This window comes from Methylobacterium sp. 001424705 (genome assembly GCF_059816145.1).
This window is the reverse complement of the sequence record NZ_JCBANU010000001.1, coordinates 249,494-266,826: the sequence shown is the minus strand read 5'-3', so window position 1 is coordinate 266,826 and position 17,333 is coordinate 249,494. Positions and strand designations below refer to the sequence as shown.

Annotated in this window: 12 protein-coding genes and 2 pseudogenes; 8 read left to right on the top strand and 6 right to left on the bottom strand. The window is 64.9% G+C overall.

Annotation, left to right across the window (positions count from 1 at the left end):
- Positions 1-385 precede the first annotated feature (385 nt).
- From AC6EUL_RS01255 to AC6EUL_RS01245, 3 genes are all read right to left on the bottom strand, one after another.
- Positions 386-2,035 carry a TadG family pilus assembly protein gene (locus AC6EUL_RS01255; RefSeq protein ID WP_499868382.1) on the bottom strand — a complete coding sequence of 550 codons (1,650 nt, stop codon included), beginning with the start codon at positions 2,033-2,035 and terminating at the stop codon, positions 386-388.
- Positions 2,032-2,478 carry a TadE/TadG family type IV pilus assembly protein gene (locus AC6EUL_RS01250; protein ID WP_056273508.1) on the bottom strand — a complete coding sequence of 149 codons (447 nt, stop codon included), beginning with the start codon at positions 2,476-2,478 and terminating at the stop codon, positions 2,032-2,034. The genes AC6EUL_RS01255 and AC6EUL_RS01250 overlap by 4 nt, the downstream gene beginning before the upstream one ends.
- An 819-nt stretch (positions 2,479-3,297) precedes the next feature.
- The gene (locus tag AC6EUL_RS01245; RefSeq protein ID WP_499868380.1) at positions 3,298-5,250 is read right to left on the bottom strand and encodes an ATP-binding response regulator; all 1,953 of its coding nucleotides are present in this window, start codon (positions 5,248-5,250) and stop codon (positions 3,298-3,300) included.
- Between AC6EUL_RS01245 and AC6EUL_RS01240 the strand changes: the two genes are divergently transcribed.
- Positions 5,243-5,734, top strand: coding sequence for a hypothetical protein (locus AC6EUL_RS01240; RefSeq protein WP_499868378.1), 492 nt, complete (start codon positions 5,243-5,245; stop codon positions 5,732-5,734). The genes AC6EUL_RS01245 and AC6EUL_RS01240 overlap by 8 nt on opposite strands.
- 364 nt (positions 5,735-6,098) lie before the next feature.
- Positions 6,099-7,787, top strand: coding sequence for a methyl-accepting chemotaxis protein (locus AC6EUL_RS01235; RefSeq protein WP_499868377.1), 1,689 nt, complete (start codon positions 6,099-6,101; stop codon positions 7,785-7,787).
- A 124-nt stretch (positions 7,788-7,911) separates the two neighbouring features.
- Here AC6EUL_RS01235 and AC6EUL_RS01230 read toward each other — a convergent pair whose 3' ends face one another.
- A complete protein-coding gene (locus AC6EUL_RS01230) occupies positions 7,912-8,802 on the bottom strand; it encodes a LysR substrate-binding domain-containing protein (protein WP_244472736.1) in 891 nt (296 codons plus the stop codon).
- A gap of 360 nt (positions 8,803-9,162) precedes the next feature.
- On the opposite strand from AC6EUL_RS01230, the gene AC6EUL_RS01225 reads away from it, so the two are divergent.
- From AC6EUL_RS01225 to AC6EUL_RS01215, 3 genes are all read left to right on the top strand, one after another.
- Positions 9,163-9,444, top strand: coding sequence for a hypothetical protein (locus AC6EUL_RS01225; protein ID WP_499868374.1), 282 nt, complete (start codon positions 9,163-9,165; stop codon positions 9,442-9,444).
- A gap of 360 nt (positions 9,445-9,804) precedes the next feature.
- A complete protein-coding gene (locus tag AC6EUL_RS01220) occupies positions 9,805-11,505 on the top strand; it encodes an ABC transporter transmembrane domain-containing protein (protein WP_056379492.1) in 1,701 nt (566 codons plus the stop codon).
- Positions 11,489-12,523 (top strand): efflux RND transporter periplasmic adaptor subunit, encoded by a 1,035-nt coding sequence (locus AC6EUL_RS01215; RefSeq protein WP_499868373.1) that lies wholly within the window; start codon positions 11,489-11,491, stop codon positions 12,521-12,523. The genes AC6EUL_RS01220 and AC6EUL_RS01215 overlap by 17 nt, the downstream gene beginning before the upstream one ends.
- Before the next feature lie 788 nt (positions 12,524-13,311).
- On the opposite strand, the gene AC6EUL_RS01210 is transcribed toward AC6EUL_RS01215, so the two are convergent.
- Complete coding sequence (locus AC6EUL_RS01210; RefSeq protein ID WP_156389575.1) at positions 13,312-13,611, bottom strand: hypothetical protein; 300 nt, start codon at positions 13,609-13,611, stop codon at positions 13,312-13,314.
- Between the two features lie 24 nt (positions 13,612-13,635).
- Positions 13,636-14,607, bottom strand: coding sequence for an alpha/beta fold hydrolase (locus tag AC6EUL_RS01205; protein WP_499868369.1), 972 nt, complete (start codon positions 14,605-14,607; stop codon positions 13,636-13,638).
- A gap of 978 nt (positions 14,608-15,585) precedes the next feature.
- Between AC6EUL_RS01205 and AC6EUL_RS01200 the strand changes: the two are divergent.
- The 3 genes and pseudogenes from AC6EUL_RS01200 to AC6EUL_RS01190 form a co-directional block, all read left to right on the top strand.
- Positions 15,586-15,763 (top strand): annotated as a pseudogene (locus AC6EUL_RS01200) (recombinase family protein); the annotation flags it as partial.
- Between the two features lie 95 nt (positions 15,764-15,858).
- Positions 15,859-16,259, top strand: a pseudogene (locus AC6EUL_RS01195) (hypothetical protein).
- Between the two features lie 152 nt (positions 16,260-16,411).
- Entirely contained in the window at positions 16,412-16,978 is a 567-nt protein-coding gene (locus AC6EUL_RS01190; RefSeq protein ID WP_499868367.1) for a PilZ domain-containing protein, read from the top strand.
- Positions 16,979-17,333: the final 355 nt, after the last annotated feature.

Here is a 17,333-nt window from a genome sequence, read left to right as displayed (position 1 = left end):
ATCAGCTTCCTCACCATCGGACATCCCTGGACCGGTGCGACGCCGAATGGGGCAAGCGTCGGTGGCGGCGATCCGACCGTTGCGAACACCGGTCCGGACGCGGACGAGTGGGTGGATCACCCGTGGGGGCAGGATGAGGTCCACGAGTCGCCCGCTCTTTCAGACGCGAAGAACGATGCCGCGGCTTCAGCAAGTCCCCTGGGACGCTCGATAGCACCAAGGCTATCGCTGGCGCGCACAGCCCCCCGAATTTCGGCCGCAAAAATCTCCGCACTGAATTCGAGCGAACGATCACGAAGATCCGCCGAGCCTCTGTATGTCTCCAACAGGTCATGATCCATGATCTTTTGCGTCAGGTTTTGACATCCCAAGACGAGCGGGACACTCACTGGACGAGCACGGCCTGGTCGCAGCGTGTGCCTTCCACGGTGAGGTCGGCGTAGCCCAGGCGGATGCCGAGGACCCGGAGCGTGTTGTCCAAGACCTTGTCCAGCGCGGGCGTCACCGCCGCGAGACCCGTGGCGACCGTGCTCTTGATCACCCCGGGCGCCAGGACGCCGAGACCGTTCACCTGAAGGTCGAGATCGTTGATCAGACGGCCGGTGAGGGATTGGAAGGACCCGCCTGAGGACACTGTCCGGACGGTGTGGCGGGTGATGTCGTCGTCACTGAACGTTACGAGCTGCGTGTAGGCGTTTCCGACCGTGACGCGGCTCTGGCCGGTCACCGTCAGGGCGGGAGCGACCCGCAGGAGCGTCGCCGGCTGATTGAGGTCGGGCACGCGCGCATTGGGGTCGAGGAGCGCCTTGGGAATGTCGGCCACCGCGAGGTCTGCGACGCCGGTCTGGGCTTCCAGGACGACCTGTCGGCTCTGCCGGTCCGACCAGGGGCAGGTCACCGAGCGCAGCCGCCCCTGCGCCTTGGCGACCTGCACGTAGAGAGGCAGTTGGAGGAGGCCGAGATTGAGCGGCAGGGCCAGGCTGGCCTCGATGAGGAGGCGGGTCTGCGCCGTCTGCACCGTGGCCTTCGAACTGCCGGGCTGGACGTAGCCGGAGCTCTGGCGCTTCTCGCCGATCCCCAGCGTGACCTGGGTCCGCAGCAAGCCCGGTATGCTCGCGCCGAGATCCGCGGAGACCTGGCGATCGCCGTTCGCCACCAGGATGGCGGCCGACAGGGTATCCATCAGGCCGATCGATGGACCCTTGACCCCTGTACTCGGCGCAAGGTTCGCGGCATCTCCGAGATCGATGATTCGCCCGAGGCGGACGGATCCGCCGGCACCTCGAACGACGTTGTTCAACTGCCCGAGGGCGGCTGCTGCCGCAGCGTTGCCTGCGGTCGTGGCCGCGACCGACTGGAGCGCCGAGAGCACCTGTCCCAGCGTCGCATTCGCGGTGACGACGTCGTTGTAGTTGTCGACTTTGAGATTGAGGCCGGGCTGGAGGGTATCGAGCACGCGGAAGCCGTCGACCTGGGCCGCCGCCAGCGCCTCGTAATCCCCGACAGACAGGTTGAGCGGCTTCCCCAGCAACGCGCCGAGAACGCCGTTGAGCACCCCGGCATCCAGACGAAGCAGTCCGGAGCCGATGCTGAAGGAGGCGAACCGCGCCGAGGCGGCGGTCCCACGCACATCGATCTGCACGTCGCGCTTGAAGCCGAGAGCCGGAGCGAAGAAGGTCGGCGTCTGCGTCCGAAGATCGACCCGGACGGCACTGTGCGAGGCGGCGTTGGCGACGAAGCGATCCGCCACTGGAACCTTGGCATCGCCCACATACACACCCGGCTGGACCGTGATCACCGCAGCGGCCCCGAAGCCATTGTCGGCGAGCGATTGGCGCGCCAGCAGGTCGGCCCGCTGCGGATCGGAGGCCGCCAGGGTGGCGGCGAGGTCGACCGCCCCTTGCGCCTTGCGCCGGGCGACGACCATGAAGCCGTAATCCACCCCAACGGCCGTCGCCGCGAGGAGTGTGGTGAAGGCCAGCGCGGTGAAGACCGCGACAGCCCCACGCGCGTCGGGCGCGAAACGGCCGATCACAGGCCGCCCCGGCGCACGCTGACCGTGCTCTGGATGAGGTCTGGCGGGAGTGGGATCAAGCCGGAGAGTCCCGAGAACCCGAGCGACTTCGCATCGAACGTCAGGGTCACGGTGAAGAGGGAAGCATCCTGGGCGTTCGGGCCAACCGTCACCATCACGGTGCCGGGCTTGAACATGGCCCCCTCCGTCAGGGCCGCCGCCACTCTCTGCCGGGCGAGAGCGGCGCGCTCCTGATCGCTCACGCCGGCGATCGAAGCCCGGGCCGCCTCCGACGCGATATGCTTCAGGTTGTGCGAGGCCCCGAGATAGATCCCGAATGCCACGATACCCGCAAAGAGCGCCAAGAGGGCGGGGACGACCAGGGCGAATTCAACAGCAGCGCTTCCTGCCTGAGCACGCAAAGCACGCCCAATCCACGCCTGGAAATTGTATTCAAAACGCATGAGAAGGCACCCGTCATGCACAACGGTTATTGATCGATGTTATGTTTTCACGGATTTCCTAACGAGACCTTTATACGACGACATCCGAGCGGCCGGATACGTCAAGATAAAACCAATAACATTGATCAATACAAGATAGTGAAATACAGGCACTATACAAAAATGTCAGGTCCGCCGTAGCGTGATTCAGTCCTGCAATTTCTGGTTTAAGTGACGCTAGCCCTCGAATGAGGAAAACAAAGCAATTTTAAGTCGTCCAGCCTCCGGCAGTCTGCCACTGTCAAATGCGACAGCGCGTCCTCGATCCCGGTGGGGCAGGGCGCTTCATCAGCCTCACAATCGGCGCGGACGATATCCTCGGGCAGGTTCTGCCCCCCGCCTCGTCCTGGCCGCCGGGCACCGAATCAGGACACGGCGTACACCGCCACGAAGAACCTCACGGCCCTCTCCGAACGCAGTCGCAGGAGCCACGCTCAGTCCGAGCATCAGCGTCGGCGCTGGTATGCCTGAGCTAAGCATTGGCCCAGGCTCGCCACGGGAGGCCGCCGACTGTGCGAGCTTCGATGGCAAGCCCAGAGACGAGTGCCTCCGCCAAGAGATCGTCTAACCGCTGAAGGCGGCGCAGATCCTCATCGGGATCCGGGAGAGCGCCTTCAACCACCTCCAGCCGCACGCCTCCTTGGGTGACCGCCCACCCGCGCCCGGCACCGTCCCGGATCTCGCTTTCCGGCGGCCTATGGCCGCCGCCATTCTAACCCCGCGGTTCCGGCTCGCAGAACCGAAGCTCCAGAGCGGACGCAGAGCCGGCTCCAACCCTTCTCAGGTTCTGAGACCGATCAGCCTTTCGGCCAAACTTGCCGAGGCGAAGTCGCCGCGATTGAGGATCTGACTCGCGCCGCGAAGCTTGCTCCGGTCGTCCGCCGAGAATTCTCGCCCTGTCAGGACGATCACCGGGATATCCGAGCAGCCGGGAATGGCGCGAACGCCTTGCAGGAAGCCGAAGCCGTCCATGATCGGCATGTTCAGGTCGACGATCACGACGTCCGGCCTGGTCTCCGTCGCCTGCTGCAGGCCCTCCTTACCATTCGAGGCCTCCAAGACCGACCAGCCTTCGTCCTCCAAGCTGGCGCGCATCGCCAGGCGCGTGACGGCCTCGTCCTCGACCAGGAGCACGGTGCCGCGCCGGTCCGGCTCCGCCAGCCTGAACTGGTTCACGATCTTGCCGAACCGCGTCCAGTCGACCGGCTTCAGCATGTAGTCCGAAGCGCCGAGGGAGGCCGCGAGATTGCGCTGGTCGACGGACGTCACCATCACGACCGGGATCTGCGCCAGCATTTCGTCCGCCTTGATCTGGCTCAACACCGACCAACCGTCCACGCCCGGCATCATCACGTCCAACAGGATGGCCCGTGGCCGCAACCGTCGGGTGATCTCGAGCCCGCTCCTGCCGTTCGTGGCCGTCTGGACCTTAAATCCCTCGCGATGCAGGAACCGCGTGGTGAGGGCGAGCTGGTCGCTATCGTCGTCGATGACGAGGATGACATCGCCTTCCGCCACATCGGCGGCGATGACGTCCGGATCGGGCAAGGCTTGCGCGTCGACCGGAGGAACGAACGTTGCCGGCACGGTGAAGGTAAAGGTGCTGCCCCGGCCGGGGACGCTGGACACCGTGATGGTTCCCGCGAGCATGTCGGCGAAGGCACGGGTCAGCGAGAGGCCAAGCCCGGTCCCCCCGAAGTTGCGCGTCGTGGACGCATCGGCCTGCTCGAAACGCCGAAACAGGCGCGACACCTGTTCGGCCGTCATCCCGATCCCGGAATCCGAGACCGAGAACGAAAGCCGGTCGACCCCCGAGGCGTCGGTCATGCGGGAGGCCGCCAGGGTGATGGTCCCGCTTTCCGTGAACTTGGCCGCGTTGCTCAGAAAGTTGAAGAGCACCTGCCGGGTCTTGGTCAGGTCGGAATGCATTCGGCCCAGCCCAGGCGCGAGCTTCGTCTCCAGGGCGTTGCCCTTCTTGTTGACCAGCGTCGCGACCGAACCCGCAACGTCGCGCAGCATGTCCCCCACCGAGAAATCCTCGGCGTAGACCTCCATCTTGCCGCTTTCGACCTTGGAGAGGTCCAGCACGTCGTTGATGAGCCCAAGCAGGTGACGGGCGTTGCGCTCGACCTTGCCGATATCCGCCACGAGGTCCGACGCCGCGCAGCCATCGGAGATCTCCTCTCCCATCATCTCGCTGTAGCCGATGATGGCGGACAGAGGGGTGCGGAGTTCATGGCTCATGTTCGCCAGGAAATCGCTCTTCGCCGTGTTGGCCAGCTCGGCCGCCTCCTTGGCGGCTTCTGCGGCGGCATTGGCGCTGGTCAACGCCGCCTCTCTGTCGACGAGAACGTGGTTCGCAGTGTTGAGCCGCTCTAGCGTGGCTTCGTTCTGCGCCACGGACCGGCGCAGGGCATGGCAGATCCACACCATGGTCGCGCCGACCAGGAGGTATTGCCCCAGCAGGGCGACATCCACGCCTCCGAGGACTCCATCCCGCGTGTAGAACCACGTCGCAATCAGGGTCGATAAGAACAGTGCCAACGCTCCTGCGCGCCAGCCGAAAGCCAAGCTCACGACCAGGAGGACCGGAATGTACAGGAGGAACGGGGCGACATAGGCTGGAGCCAGGAACCGAATGAACGTCATGGCGCCCACCAGCAGCAGCGTGACACCGTAGTCGGTGATTGTTGATGGACGTCGGAGGGCGACCGTCCCGATCAGTGTGTTCAAGCTGCTCATGGGGTGTGAGTGTCACGACCGGTGTCCTTTGGAAAGCGACCGGTTCCCGCCCCTGCCCAGCCTGAATGAAGACATGGGTCCCATCGGCCGCGTTGTCGCCGATCCGGTGGTTTCTCGTGCAAGAATTGCAATGCCGTTGGAAGCGTTTCGAGCGAGCAAGCTTAGAATTGGGGAGCAGGCGCCGCGTCGCCCTTTGGAGATATCCTTAAATTTTACAGATCATGCTTGTCTGCGTTTAATTATTTTCAATCAACTATTCCAGTGCATGGTTGGGGTGGTTCTTAGTCAGATGGATATGTGGTCCTGCAACCAGTCCCGTGCGGGCGTTCCGGCACGGGCGGAACTGAAAATATTCGGTCTTTGTGGAACACTGAATCGGGTGTTTCCGGTGGATTTACACGACATCTTGCCAAACAGCTTAAAAGTTGCGGTCATGGCTCTCCATGAGAAGGGTCGCGTCATCGAAACGAATTGATACACTTTGGAGATCTCGTCGTAAAAATGACGGACTATGGTCGCATATGAATTTATTGAAAATCTAAGGTTATGAATAATTGCCATTACATGGTCCGCAGCAATTTTATTTGTTGTAGGCAATGGGCTAGAGCTCTTATGCTTTCACGTTGTGGTGTCTATCCCGATGCGCTGCGGTGTCCTCAGGCGGATGCCGGATTCAGACGAGAGCAAGATCGGCCAGCGAAAGTGCGCCTTCCCGCGTGTTGAGGCTGAAGGCGCTGGCTGGTATTTGGGACACCAGAGAGTATCCGCTTAACACTTTCCCGTAATGATGCGCCGCCACTGCATCGGACCTCTCCGCTCGGTAGCGCCGGGAACTCATCGTGTCTGTCAGAAATCTGTCTATCCGCGCCAAGCTGATCGCCGCTTTCTCGCTGCTGACACTGCTTGCTGTCGGGTTAGGATTGCTGGGGGTGATTGGCACGCACCGCATGCGGCAGCAGGCGCTCAACATCGAAACCAACTGGCTGCCGAGCATGCGCCTCCTCGGCGAGATTGATACGCTCACTGCACGGACCAGCGCTCTCGTCCTGCGTCACACGCAAGCCGTCGACCCGGCACTCGTCGCACGCATCGAGACCGACATGGAGCGCTTTGGCAAAAAGCTCGACGAGAAGAAGTCCGCTTTCGAGCCGATGATCGACACGTCTGACGAGCGTGCGCTCTACGAGACGTTCACGCGTGAAGCCCGGAATTTCGAGGGCGTGCGCCAGTCCATTCTTCAGCTCTCGCGTGCCGGTCAGAAGGCTCAAGCCTACGCGCTCTATGAAAGTCAGGGCATCATCCCCCGCCGTGCAGCCTCCGCAGCCCTCGACAAGCTCGTTGCCATGAACAACGAGGGCGCCAGTGCAGCTCAGGCCGAGAGCAAGACCGTCTTCGAGACGACCCATACCTGGGGGCTCATCGCCATAGCACTGTGTCTCCTCATCTCCACCGTCTCTGCAACGCTCATCATCCACGGCGTCACGCACGGCATTCGCGCCGTGGTCCGGCCCATGCAGGCGCTGGCGGGCGGCGACCTCTCCGTGACCATCCCGCACCAGGGCGCCCGGACCGAGATCGGCACCATCGCGGACGCCGTCCAGGTGTTCAAGGACGGTCTGATCAGAATGCGGGCCCTTGAGGAGGACACGGTCCAGGCGCGGGCGGGGGCGGAGGCGCAGCGCCAGGCGGCGATGCGGGCGATGGCCGACAGCTTCGAAGGGGCGGTGGGCGGCATCATCGGCATGGTGACGAGTTCGGCCACCGAGCTGCAGGCCAACGCCCAGAGCATGGCCGGCACGGCCACCCAGACCGCCAACCAGACGACCAGTGTCGCTGCCGCGGCGGAAGAAGCCGCTTCCAACGTCAACACCGTGGCGGCCGCGGCCGAGGAGCTCGGCTCCTCGGTGCAGGAGATCGGCCGCCAGGTCAGCACGTCCGCCACGATGGCGCAGAGCGCGGTTCGAGAGGCCGCCGAGACGGCTGAGCTGGTCCAGCAGCTCAACACGGCCGTGGCGCGCATCGGCGACGTGGTGACGATGATCACCTCGATCGCCGGCCAGACCAACCTGCTGGCGCTCAACGCCACCATCGAGGCGGCGCGGGCCGGCGAGGCGGGCCGGGGCTTCGCGGTGGTGGCCGCCGAGGTCAAGGAGCTGGCCAACCAGACGGCGCGGGCCACGCAGGAGATTGGCGGGCATATCGCCCAGATCCAGGGCTCGACAGCGCGCGCCGTCTCGGCGATCGGCAGCATCACCGCACGTATTCAGGACATCAGCGGGGTTGCAACGACGATCGCGGCGGCGGTGGAGGAGCAGGGGGCGGCCACCCAGGAGATCGTGCGCAACGTCGCGCAGGCCGCGATGGGGACGAGCGAAGTCACGAGTAACATTTCGGGGGTAGCCGGCGCCGCCGAAGAGACGGGCGCGGCCGCCGCCCAGGTACTGGGCGCCGCCTCCGAGCTGTCACGTCAGTCCGAGCACTTGAACGCCCAGGTCCGTCAATTTCTCGCAACGGTGCGGGCGGCATAGATGGCCGGCAAAGCGCCGGACACGGTGATGTGGTTCCCATCGACGAGACGGTGCAGCCCTGTTTCGGGACGTCTCGGACCACCTGCGGTGTTCGTAGGACGACAGTGTTGCCGGACTGGCGACGCTACAAAGCGACTGTTTCCTGGCAGGTCGCGTGCCGCTCCAGTGCAGCGATGATCGTGGAGGACAGGAGTTCTGCAGCCGGTGAGAGGGGGCCGGGCGCCCGGTAGAGGACGATCTCGGTGTCCGGCAGCTTCGGCAATCGTAGGCGATTGCCGACCGAGACCAGTCCTGCCGGGATCATCTCGGTCGGCAGCACGGTGACACCGAGTCCCGCCTGAACCGCCGCTTGAAGGCCCGCCAGGCTCTGGCTCGTGTAGACCACGCGCCAGGGGCGTCCACTCGCATCCAGCGCGGACAAGGCGCGCCGGCGGTACACGTCGGGCGAAGGCGGAAGGACGAGCGGCACCGGATCGCTGGCTTCCGTGAGGAGGCGGGGCGATGCGGCCCAGTCGAGGATTTCCCGCCAGACCTTCGTGCCGCCGCCGGACCCCTGAGGCTCGCGCTTGAACAGCATCAGGTCGTAGCGGCCCTTCGAGAAATCGTCGAGCAGGTTCACGGTGAAGTCGCAGCACACCTCCAGCGCGACCTGCGGGTGGGCGCGCGCGAAGCGGGCCAGGATGTCCGATAGGTGCACGGTGGCGAAATCCTCGGGTGTGCCCAGCCGAACCACGCCCCGCACATCCGGTTCGACGATGCGAGAAAGGACCTCGCTCCCGAGCTTCAGCATCTGCCGCGCATACGTCAGCAGAACCTCGCCTTCGGGCGTCAACTGCAATTCCCGACCATCCCGGTCGAACAGGCGTTGTCCAAGGCCCTCCTCCAGCCGCTTGATCTGCAGGGAGACCGTCGACTGGGTCAGCTCCATGCGCCGGGCGGCGCGGGTGAAGCTGCCATTGTCGACGATGGCCACGAAGGTGCGCAAAAGATCGAGATCGAAGGGGAGCGATGGCATCGGCATCCCTTTGATGTCGAGGCCTTCATTCGCCGTACAAGAAGCTGGGACAAAGTCTCGCTGAGCAGATTGACCGAATTCGGTTCCCGTGTGACGGATCGCACATGAAGACTGAAGTGTATGCTAGTGGGTATTTTGAATACAATGACTTCTGCCGTATCGTAAGCGGCGGTGATCGCTCCATTTGAAAACGCAATGCTTTGTATTGTGACGGAGACATTGTCGATTGCCTGGGCTTATCCAAATCTCTGTTGTGGCAGCACGGGACCGATGCGGCGGACAGAGGCCGCTTCGAGCCCCAGCCCAATCACGCGAACCCACCGGTTCGCGTGCCCCAAGCCCAAGCAATGGAGATGAGCCATGAAAGCCGTGATGAAGACCTTTGCTGCGACGCTCGTGGTCGCCCTCGGTGTCGCCGGGGCGACCTCGGTGGCGATGGCCGACTACCGGGTCGGTCCGCAGCAGCGCCCCCTTCCCCCCACCACCTGGGACGGTCTGGTCACCGGCGCGATCACGCTGCCGACGGATCAGGGCTACAGCGCATACGGTTGCCGGCGGAGTTCGGCTCAGGAAGGGAACGCCAATCAGCAGAACTTTCCGTTCCAGCAGTACGGCCAGGTCTCGGGTGGTTATCGCTGCTGACGCCCCTGCCGCCGGCCCATGGGCCGGTGGACGACGCTGACCCCGCGGGCCGCCGGCCCGCCCCCCTCGGTTCGCCAAAGCCGACAGGCTTCTGGCGAACCGCTACGCGAGCGCCCGCCGCACATGCGTTCCAAGACCCCCGCATAGCCCTGCATCCGGCAGGACCGCTTTTCCCGCGGCTGCCTGGAGTGCGAGGCGCCCGTCAGGCGCCCAGCCGACCGCCCGTTGCAGAGCGGATCGGTCGAGTCCGCGCGGACGCGCAGCCGGGGCAAAGGCTGCGCCGTCCTCATACGAAATCCGAGCACTGGCCGGTCGCGGATCGCGAGCGGCTGCGTGCGCCACCCTGGAACGATGTGAACCATGATCGCGCCGCCGCACACACCGCTGACCTTGGCAAAGGCCTGCAAGCTGATCGGACGCCTCCTGAAGCCGGAGGCCGGATACGTCTGGATGGCGGTCGTCTACGGGGCCGCCATCGCCCTCCTGGGCCTTGCCACGCCCATCTCGGTCCAGTTGCTGATCAATTCGGTCGCGAACACCGCGCTGCCGGCGCCCCTGTTCGTGCTGTCCGGACTTCTCCTGCTCCTGCTGGCGATCGCGGCGGCGCTCAGCGCCGCCCGGGTCTACCTCATGGCGCTGTTCGAGCGGCGCGTCTTCGGCCGCATCGTGGCGGAGATCACCCTGCGCGCGGTCCACGCCCGCAATCCGTTCTTCGACGACGCCCAGCGGGGCGACCTGTTCAATCGGTTCTTCGACCTCATGACGGTCCAGAGGGCGGTGCCGCACCTTCTGATCGGCGGCTTTGCCATCGTCCTCCAATCGACCCTCGGCCTGATCCTGACGAGCTTCTACCACCCTTTCTTCCTGGCCTTTAACGGGGTCCTCGTCGGCGCGCTGCTGTTCCTGTGGCTGGTCTGGGCCGGCCCGGCGATCCGCTCGGGTGTGCGGCTCAGCCACGCCAAGCACGACACCGCCCGCTGGCTGGAGAGCGTGGGCGGCTCGAACGGGTTCTACAAGAGCAGCCGCCACCTCGACTTCGCCCTGCAGCGCTCGGAAGCCGTGACGGCCGCCTATGTGCGGGCGCACCGCCGCCACTTCGGTCACACCTTCGCGCAGACCCTCGGCTGCCTTACGGTCTACGCCGTTGCCAGCGCGGCCCTGCTGGCGCTGGGCGGATGGCTGATCCTGCAGGGCCAGCTCTCGATCGGGCAGCTCGTGGCGGCCGAACTCGTCCTGTCGGGGGTGTTCTACGGCATCTCGCAGCTCGGCTCCTACCTGGAGAGCTTCTACGACCTCGTGGCCGCGCTGCACGAACTGTCGCTGTTCTACGACATCGAGCAGGAGAACGACCTCGCGCGGACGGGGGCGGTGCCGGCGACCGGCTCCCTTCGCCTACGCGACGTCGAGGTCGAGGGCGGGCGCCTGGACTTCGCCGTCGGCAGCGGCGAGCAGATCGCCGTCACCGCGGAGGCGCAGGTCGAGCAAGCGGTGGCCGCGCTGCTCAAGCGCTCGGTGCAGCCGCGGCGCGGGTTGGTGATGATCGGCGGGGCCGACATCGCCTCCTTCGAGATGTATCGCCTGCGCTCCGAGATCCTGGTTCTCGACCGTCCGACGCTCGTCGAGACCACGATCCGCGCCTACCTCGCCCTCGCGGACGACCAGGGAGGAGCCACGACCCAGGATTGCCTCGACCGCCTCGGTCTGTCGGAGCGCATCCTGCAGCTGCCGCAGGGCCTCGACACGCCGCTCTCGTCCTCGGGCTGGCCGCTCTCGACCCGCGAGATCATGGCCCTGAAGCTGGCCGCGGCGGTGGCGCGGCCCCCCAAGCTCCTGATCCTGAGTACCCTCTACGACCTCGTGGCGCCCGAACACGTCGCGGCGGCTCTGGTGGCCCTGCGCCAGGCGGGCACGACGGTTCTGCACTTCACCCAACGTCCCGAGATACAGGCCTACGACGGCTATCTCTGGCTCTGCAGGCGCGACCAGGTCCGGTTCGCGGATCCCGCGGGTCTGCTCGCCCGCGCCAACGACAAGGAGACGTCCCGTGCTGTCGCGGCCTGAACACCTGCATCACTTCCCGACGCTGACCGCGATCCGCCCGCCCCGTGCCGCCCTCGCGCTCGCCTGGATGCTCGGTATCGGCCTCGTCCTGGCGGCGCTGATCCTCCTCACCGTGCCCTGGGTCCAGACCTCGGCCGGAACGGGCCGCGTGATCGCGCCCAACCCGGCCGACCGCGTGCAGACGATCACGGCCCTCGTCCAAGGGCGGGTCGAGCACTGGTACGTGGAGGATGGCCAAAGGGTCCGGGCGGGCGATCCGATCGCACGGCTTGCCGACAACGACCCCTTCCTGCTTCAGCGGCTCGGGGCCGAGCGGGAGCAGATCGAGGCCGAGATCGCGGCCGCCGAACAGGCGGTGCGGGTGGTCGAGAGCGAGGTCAGCCAGACCCGGGAGGCCGCGGACAAGGGCTTCGTGACGCGGCGCAACTTCGAGGCCGCGCAGATCCGTGTTGCGGAGCGCCGCGTGCGGCTGGCCGAGGTCAGGGGGAAGCTGAGTCGCCTGGATGTGACGGCGAACCGTCAGGCGGCGCAGCTGGTGCGCGCACCACGCGATGGGCGGATCCTGCATATCAACGCGGCGGCCGGAGCGACCCTGGTCAATGCCGGGGACATCCTCGCCACCCTGGCTCCGCACGCCTCCACGCGCGTGGTGGAACTGATGGTCGATGGCCGCGACGTGGCCCTGATCCGGCCCGGGCAGCCCGTGCGCCTCGCCTTCGAGGGCTGGCCGGCCATTCAGTTCAGCGGCTGGCCATCGGTGGCCCACGGCCTGTTCGATGGGCAGGTTCGGATGATTGACCCCTCGGCTCAGCCGAACGGCCTGTTCCGGGTCCTGGTGGAGCCGGCACCCGGCAAGATCGCCTGGCCGGACGTCGCGTTCATTCCCCTGGGCGCCAAGGTGCGCGGATGGATCCAGATGGAGACGGTGACGGTCGGCTACGAACTCTGGCGCGTCCTGAACAACTTCCCGCTGGAATTCCGCAGGCCCGGTCGCGAGGGGCAGGAGGCGACAAGATGAGACGCCGTCGGACAGCACGCCCGTTGTCTTCCCCGATGGTCGGAAGGCCGATGGCGGCCATCCGCGCGGTTCCTGCGTTCGAGGATTCCGATCCCGGATGGGGTGTCGAACGCCTGCTTCCCAGCATCGCCTCAAGGACGCTGAAGGGCAGGGGTGGGTCGAATGCGGATGGCCCGCGTCACGATGCGGTCATACGCACACCGGACGGCAACGATGTCGGGAAACAGCGGTCGTTCCGACATCAGACGTCGCCGAGGCGGCTGTCAGCCGACCTTCAGGCCGGCCTGAAACGCGAAGGCCCACCGTTTCGGTTCGCGGTCTTCCGGTGAAAGGTAAGGAAGCTTTAACCACCTTGACCGAAACTGCATCTGTCAGATCGGAGATGAGGTGTTTGCCTCGGTCCAAGCCGATCACGCTGCTGGCCGACACGGCCGGCCGCAATACTGTACGACTGAAGCCGGTTGGTCCGATGGGAGCGGGAGCCTTGCTCGCCTGTCGCGCTGACCGGCTTCGCCATGCCTGGGACAGGCGTAACATGTTGCGGGAATAGCGCTTCCACGTGATCAAGCGTAGGCTCGCCGGATGTTCAGGTGGCGCATCTACCTTGTGACGACAGCGGTGCTGGCACTTCCCATCAGCGGCTTCTGGCTTCATGCCTGGCACATCGGGGCCGGCTTGAGGTGGCTTGAGCCGGACGTCGATTTGTTGGTGATCGCAGCTCTTTCCGTCGGAGCCAGTGCGTTTCTGGCCTTTTCCGTGACGAGATCGATTGCGCGGTCCTAGGCCCGTCAGGAATTGTAGCTGACGAGCGCGACCACCCACGATCCGTGGTCCTTCACGAGGGCCTGTGCTCCAGCCTCGCTGGCCGTCGGAGCATGAGAGCCGGATGGCTGGATCTCATAGACGTCATAGCTTGCCGCCGTGCTCGTTGGCCCGACGTGACCAAACCCGCGAGCCGCACGGCCATGATGGCGGTCAAAGAGAAAGACCGCATCATCCGGGGAAGCCACGTTCCCGGCTTGACCAAAGCGTGCCGTATCGCCGTAGACGCGGCCCGTAGCTCTCTCGATTGCGATGTAGTGTGCCATGCGAAATCGTCCCGCCCTTTCTGATTACACACGGTCGCCGCGTGCCATCTCGAACGCGCGGTCGATGGCCTGAACGACCTGCTTTGGCGCAAGATGATGGATCATGTGGCCCATGCCTGGGACGACGATGAATTCGCTCTGAGGCAAGGCGTGGTGCAATCGCTCGGATTGACGTCCGACATCTGCGATCTGATCGTCGGCCCCGGCGATGATGACGACGGGCAATTTGAGTTCGCGGTAGTGCGCCTGCAGTTCGACCGTCACCGGGGTCATCAACGCAGCATCCTCAGCGGATGCTCGGAGCTGCAGAGGTCGCAGCATCATCTCCTTGGGGAACTCCCGATCAAACCGCTCCGGCACGCGAGCCGGCGCAAACATCCCCTTGATCATGCCCGGCATGAGAGCCCGACCAACGAGTGGCGATACGGTGTAGCGCAGGACGTCCCCAATGCCGGGGATCGCCGGGGGTGAAGCCAGGATCACATCGGCCCGCAGCGTCGGGTAGTAGTAGCCCGAAGCCAAGACGAGGCTCCGCACGAGGCTTGGCGCCTGCAGCGCCAGCGCGATGGCGACAAGGCTGCCCCAGGAGTGCCCAAGGACCACCGCGTTCGAGACGCCAAGCCGCTCCAGAGCCTTTTCGTACAACGTCGCATGAGCCCGCGGGGTCCAGATCCCGCGGGGCCGGCTGCTGTAGCCATAGCCCGGCCGGTCGAAGATGATGACCCGGTAGCGCTTGGCGAGTTCGTCCACGATTCCGCTGACCAGGAAGTCCTGGATCATCGTGCCGTTGCCGTGGATCAGCACCAAGGGCTGACCGTGGCCTCGGACGATGTAGTGCAAGCGCACACCATCCACGGTCATGAAGTCGCCGATGGGCCGCGTGCGCCGCTCGGCTTCGCGGGCGCTCACGACCGCAAACAGCGCGGATGCACCAAGAGCAGCAGCAGACCCGATGAGAGCGGGAACCAGCCAGGGCGTGGTCGAGCGGCGCGTCATAGTGTGATCCTCTGTGGTGAAAGTGGCTCCCTGATCGAGGAGACGGTGCGCGTGCGACGGGGGTCGAGCGTTCTCAGGGACGAGGGGCGGTTTCCAGGAGCCGGGGTGCCATTGCGGCGAGAGCCAGGAGTGGCCCTGGCATCACGACGCCGGCCCGCCGCATGGTCTGAGCAGCGGCTCGGCAACCCTGGATGTCGTTCGTGCCCGCCGCGCTCTCGATCTGCTGCACGTTCTCGGCGGAAGGTTTGGGAGCCGCGGGCGCAGCCGGGACCGTCGCAGACGCAACCTTCGCAGGTCCCGATGCCGTGGCCGTGGAGCCTGCCGGAGCGGCCTTGTTCTGCGCCTCACCCTGGGGGCCAGCCGCACCCGGTCCGGAGGCCGTGATCTGCCCGCTCTGACCCGAGGTGTTCTGGGGCGTGCCCGGAGCTGAGGGCTTCGCTGACGTATCGTCACTCTTCTTGGCCGTCACCGCCGTAGCGAGCTGTGGCGGTGCCTCCGCGGCCTTTGTCGCGGCCTCGGGCTGTTTCACGAAGGCAACGAGTTCCGTGCAAAGGTTCGCAGGTCTACCGGTTCCGCCGCTGCTATCGGGCGTGGGCTGACTCAATGCGCCTTGAGCGCGTGCAAGGGCTGGGTTCAGAACCAGCGCGGCGATCGTCATCGCCTTTAAAGCCCGCATGTCGATGTCCTTGGATCAGCCGGGAACGGCGCAGACGCGTTCGGAGGTGCTGATCACAAGAAACTGATCGCAGGGTGATTGGTTGCGATGGAACCTCGATGATGAACCCCAGAAAGCACTAGGCATTCGCTCGAATGGCCGGGATGTCGAAGATCCGATTGTTTTCCGATTACCCTTGCCGGGTCCGATCTACGCACCCTCGAGACGCCCCATCTCTGTCGGGAAAGATAGGATTGGATTTCCAGTGCGGATGAAACGTACCGGAATCACGATCCCGATATGCCCTCGTCTCGACCCTCGACCTGCAGCGTGATGCGCTGACACGAGCCGGCTGCGAGTGCCTGCTCGAGGAGAAGACGTTCGATAAGGCCGGGATCAAGGGCCCCGAGTTCGAGGCGGCCCTCGCCTCACTCCGCCCCACCGACGTGCTCGTCGTCTGGACGCTCGCTCGTCCAGATGATGCGCACCATCGACTCTCTCGATCGCGGCCATCGCCACGCGCCTCGGGGTCAGCCGGGACACGCTCTTCAGCGAGTTCCTCCAGGCCCGCCCCCGCAGCGAGGCAGACGTAGCGGATCCGGCGCGAGCACCGCTTCGTCTACCCCACCGACTGGCCGCATCTCTCGGCCGTGATCCGCTTCGAGCGAGCCAAGGGACGTTGCGAGGTCTGCGCCCGTCCGCATGGACGGCGCGTCTTCCATCTAACGGATGGGCGCTGGTGGGACGGAGGGGAGGGCTCCTGGCGTGACGGGGCAGGGCGCTTCGTCTGTCCGGCGAGTGGGGCCGACGATGCTCTGGGTACCGTACGAACCACACGCGTGATCCTGACCACCGGCGACCGCGACACGACGAACAACGCGACCCGGGACCGTTCGGCCTTTGGCCAGCGCAGCCTCATGAACCCCGATCACCCGAGCACCAGCGCCGGCGCTGGTATACCTTGTTCAGGCGCAACGCTTTTGGTGATCTCTTCTGAGGCCCGTACTAGATTTGCATGTACCCAATGTCTCACAGGAAGTTCCGCAGAGACACAAAATTCTTTTCCCGGGTAATTTCATTGTTTGTTAACCCGGCAATCGGGATATTGGCTCGAGTTTGATGTATTAATGCAACAAAATGGTATAGTAGATGCCCGATCGGCGGCGATTCAAAAGACAGCAATGCAATCTGGAGGCGAGGATCTTCGTTCCGCTCTCAAGTAACGCTATTCCTTGCCTCATCACAGATATCTCCACTCACGGAAGCTTCGTGCGTACGCCGAAGAACGCGCCCATCCCGGCAAATTTCGATCTTGCGATCGGCTTGAGCAGCCTACCCCGTGCGTGTCGCATCGCCCGGCGAGAAGCGGACGGCTATGGCATCGAATTCCTTGATCCTGTTCGTCATGAGATAGAGGAAATCCTCATCGAGACCGCGTTCAAGGAAGACCTCGTCTTCGAAGCGCTCAACCCAGCCCTGGACAGCGAAGCCACGATGACCCGGGTGCGTCTTCGTCGAGCCGTCGACGCGGTGATGGATCTGATCGAGCGGCGCAACGCCATGGGCTGGGCGTATATCGAGCCCTTGCCGGATCCGTTTGATCAATCTCGGGAATCGCTTCGCAGCACCAGCGCGGCTCTGATGCCGGCCTCGACCGCAAAGCTCTTGGCGCCTCCCTTCAGCAAGGGGCAAGGCCGTCGTTCGGCGGCTTTGTGACCGCCGCACCACGAGCGATGTTTCTCGTTCGTTCCGCAGGCCGAAGGTCTCGCCTCAGGAGGGGTCTTGGATCAGAAGAGGGGGCATTCCAGCTTCTGGTCCCGTGTCATGCTCCTCGCTTCCCATTCCGTCCTCCGGCAGCATCGCGAAGTCGTCGCCGTGATGGCCACCTATGGGATATTCCTCGGCGGCATGCTGGTGCTCGCCTGGGCGATCTCCTGAGGGAGTCCGTGGATCGGTACGAGGCCATCGTGCATCGCGCGGCAGGGATCCGCGGCCGGGGGCCGCGCTGTCCCGGGTGGTGGCGTTCAGCGAGCTGAGATAGACCCGCCGCCCCAGGATGGGTGTGATAGGG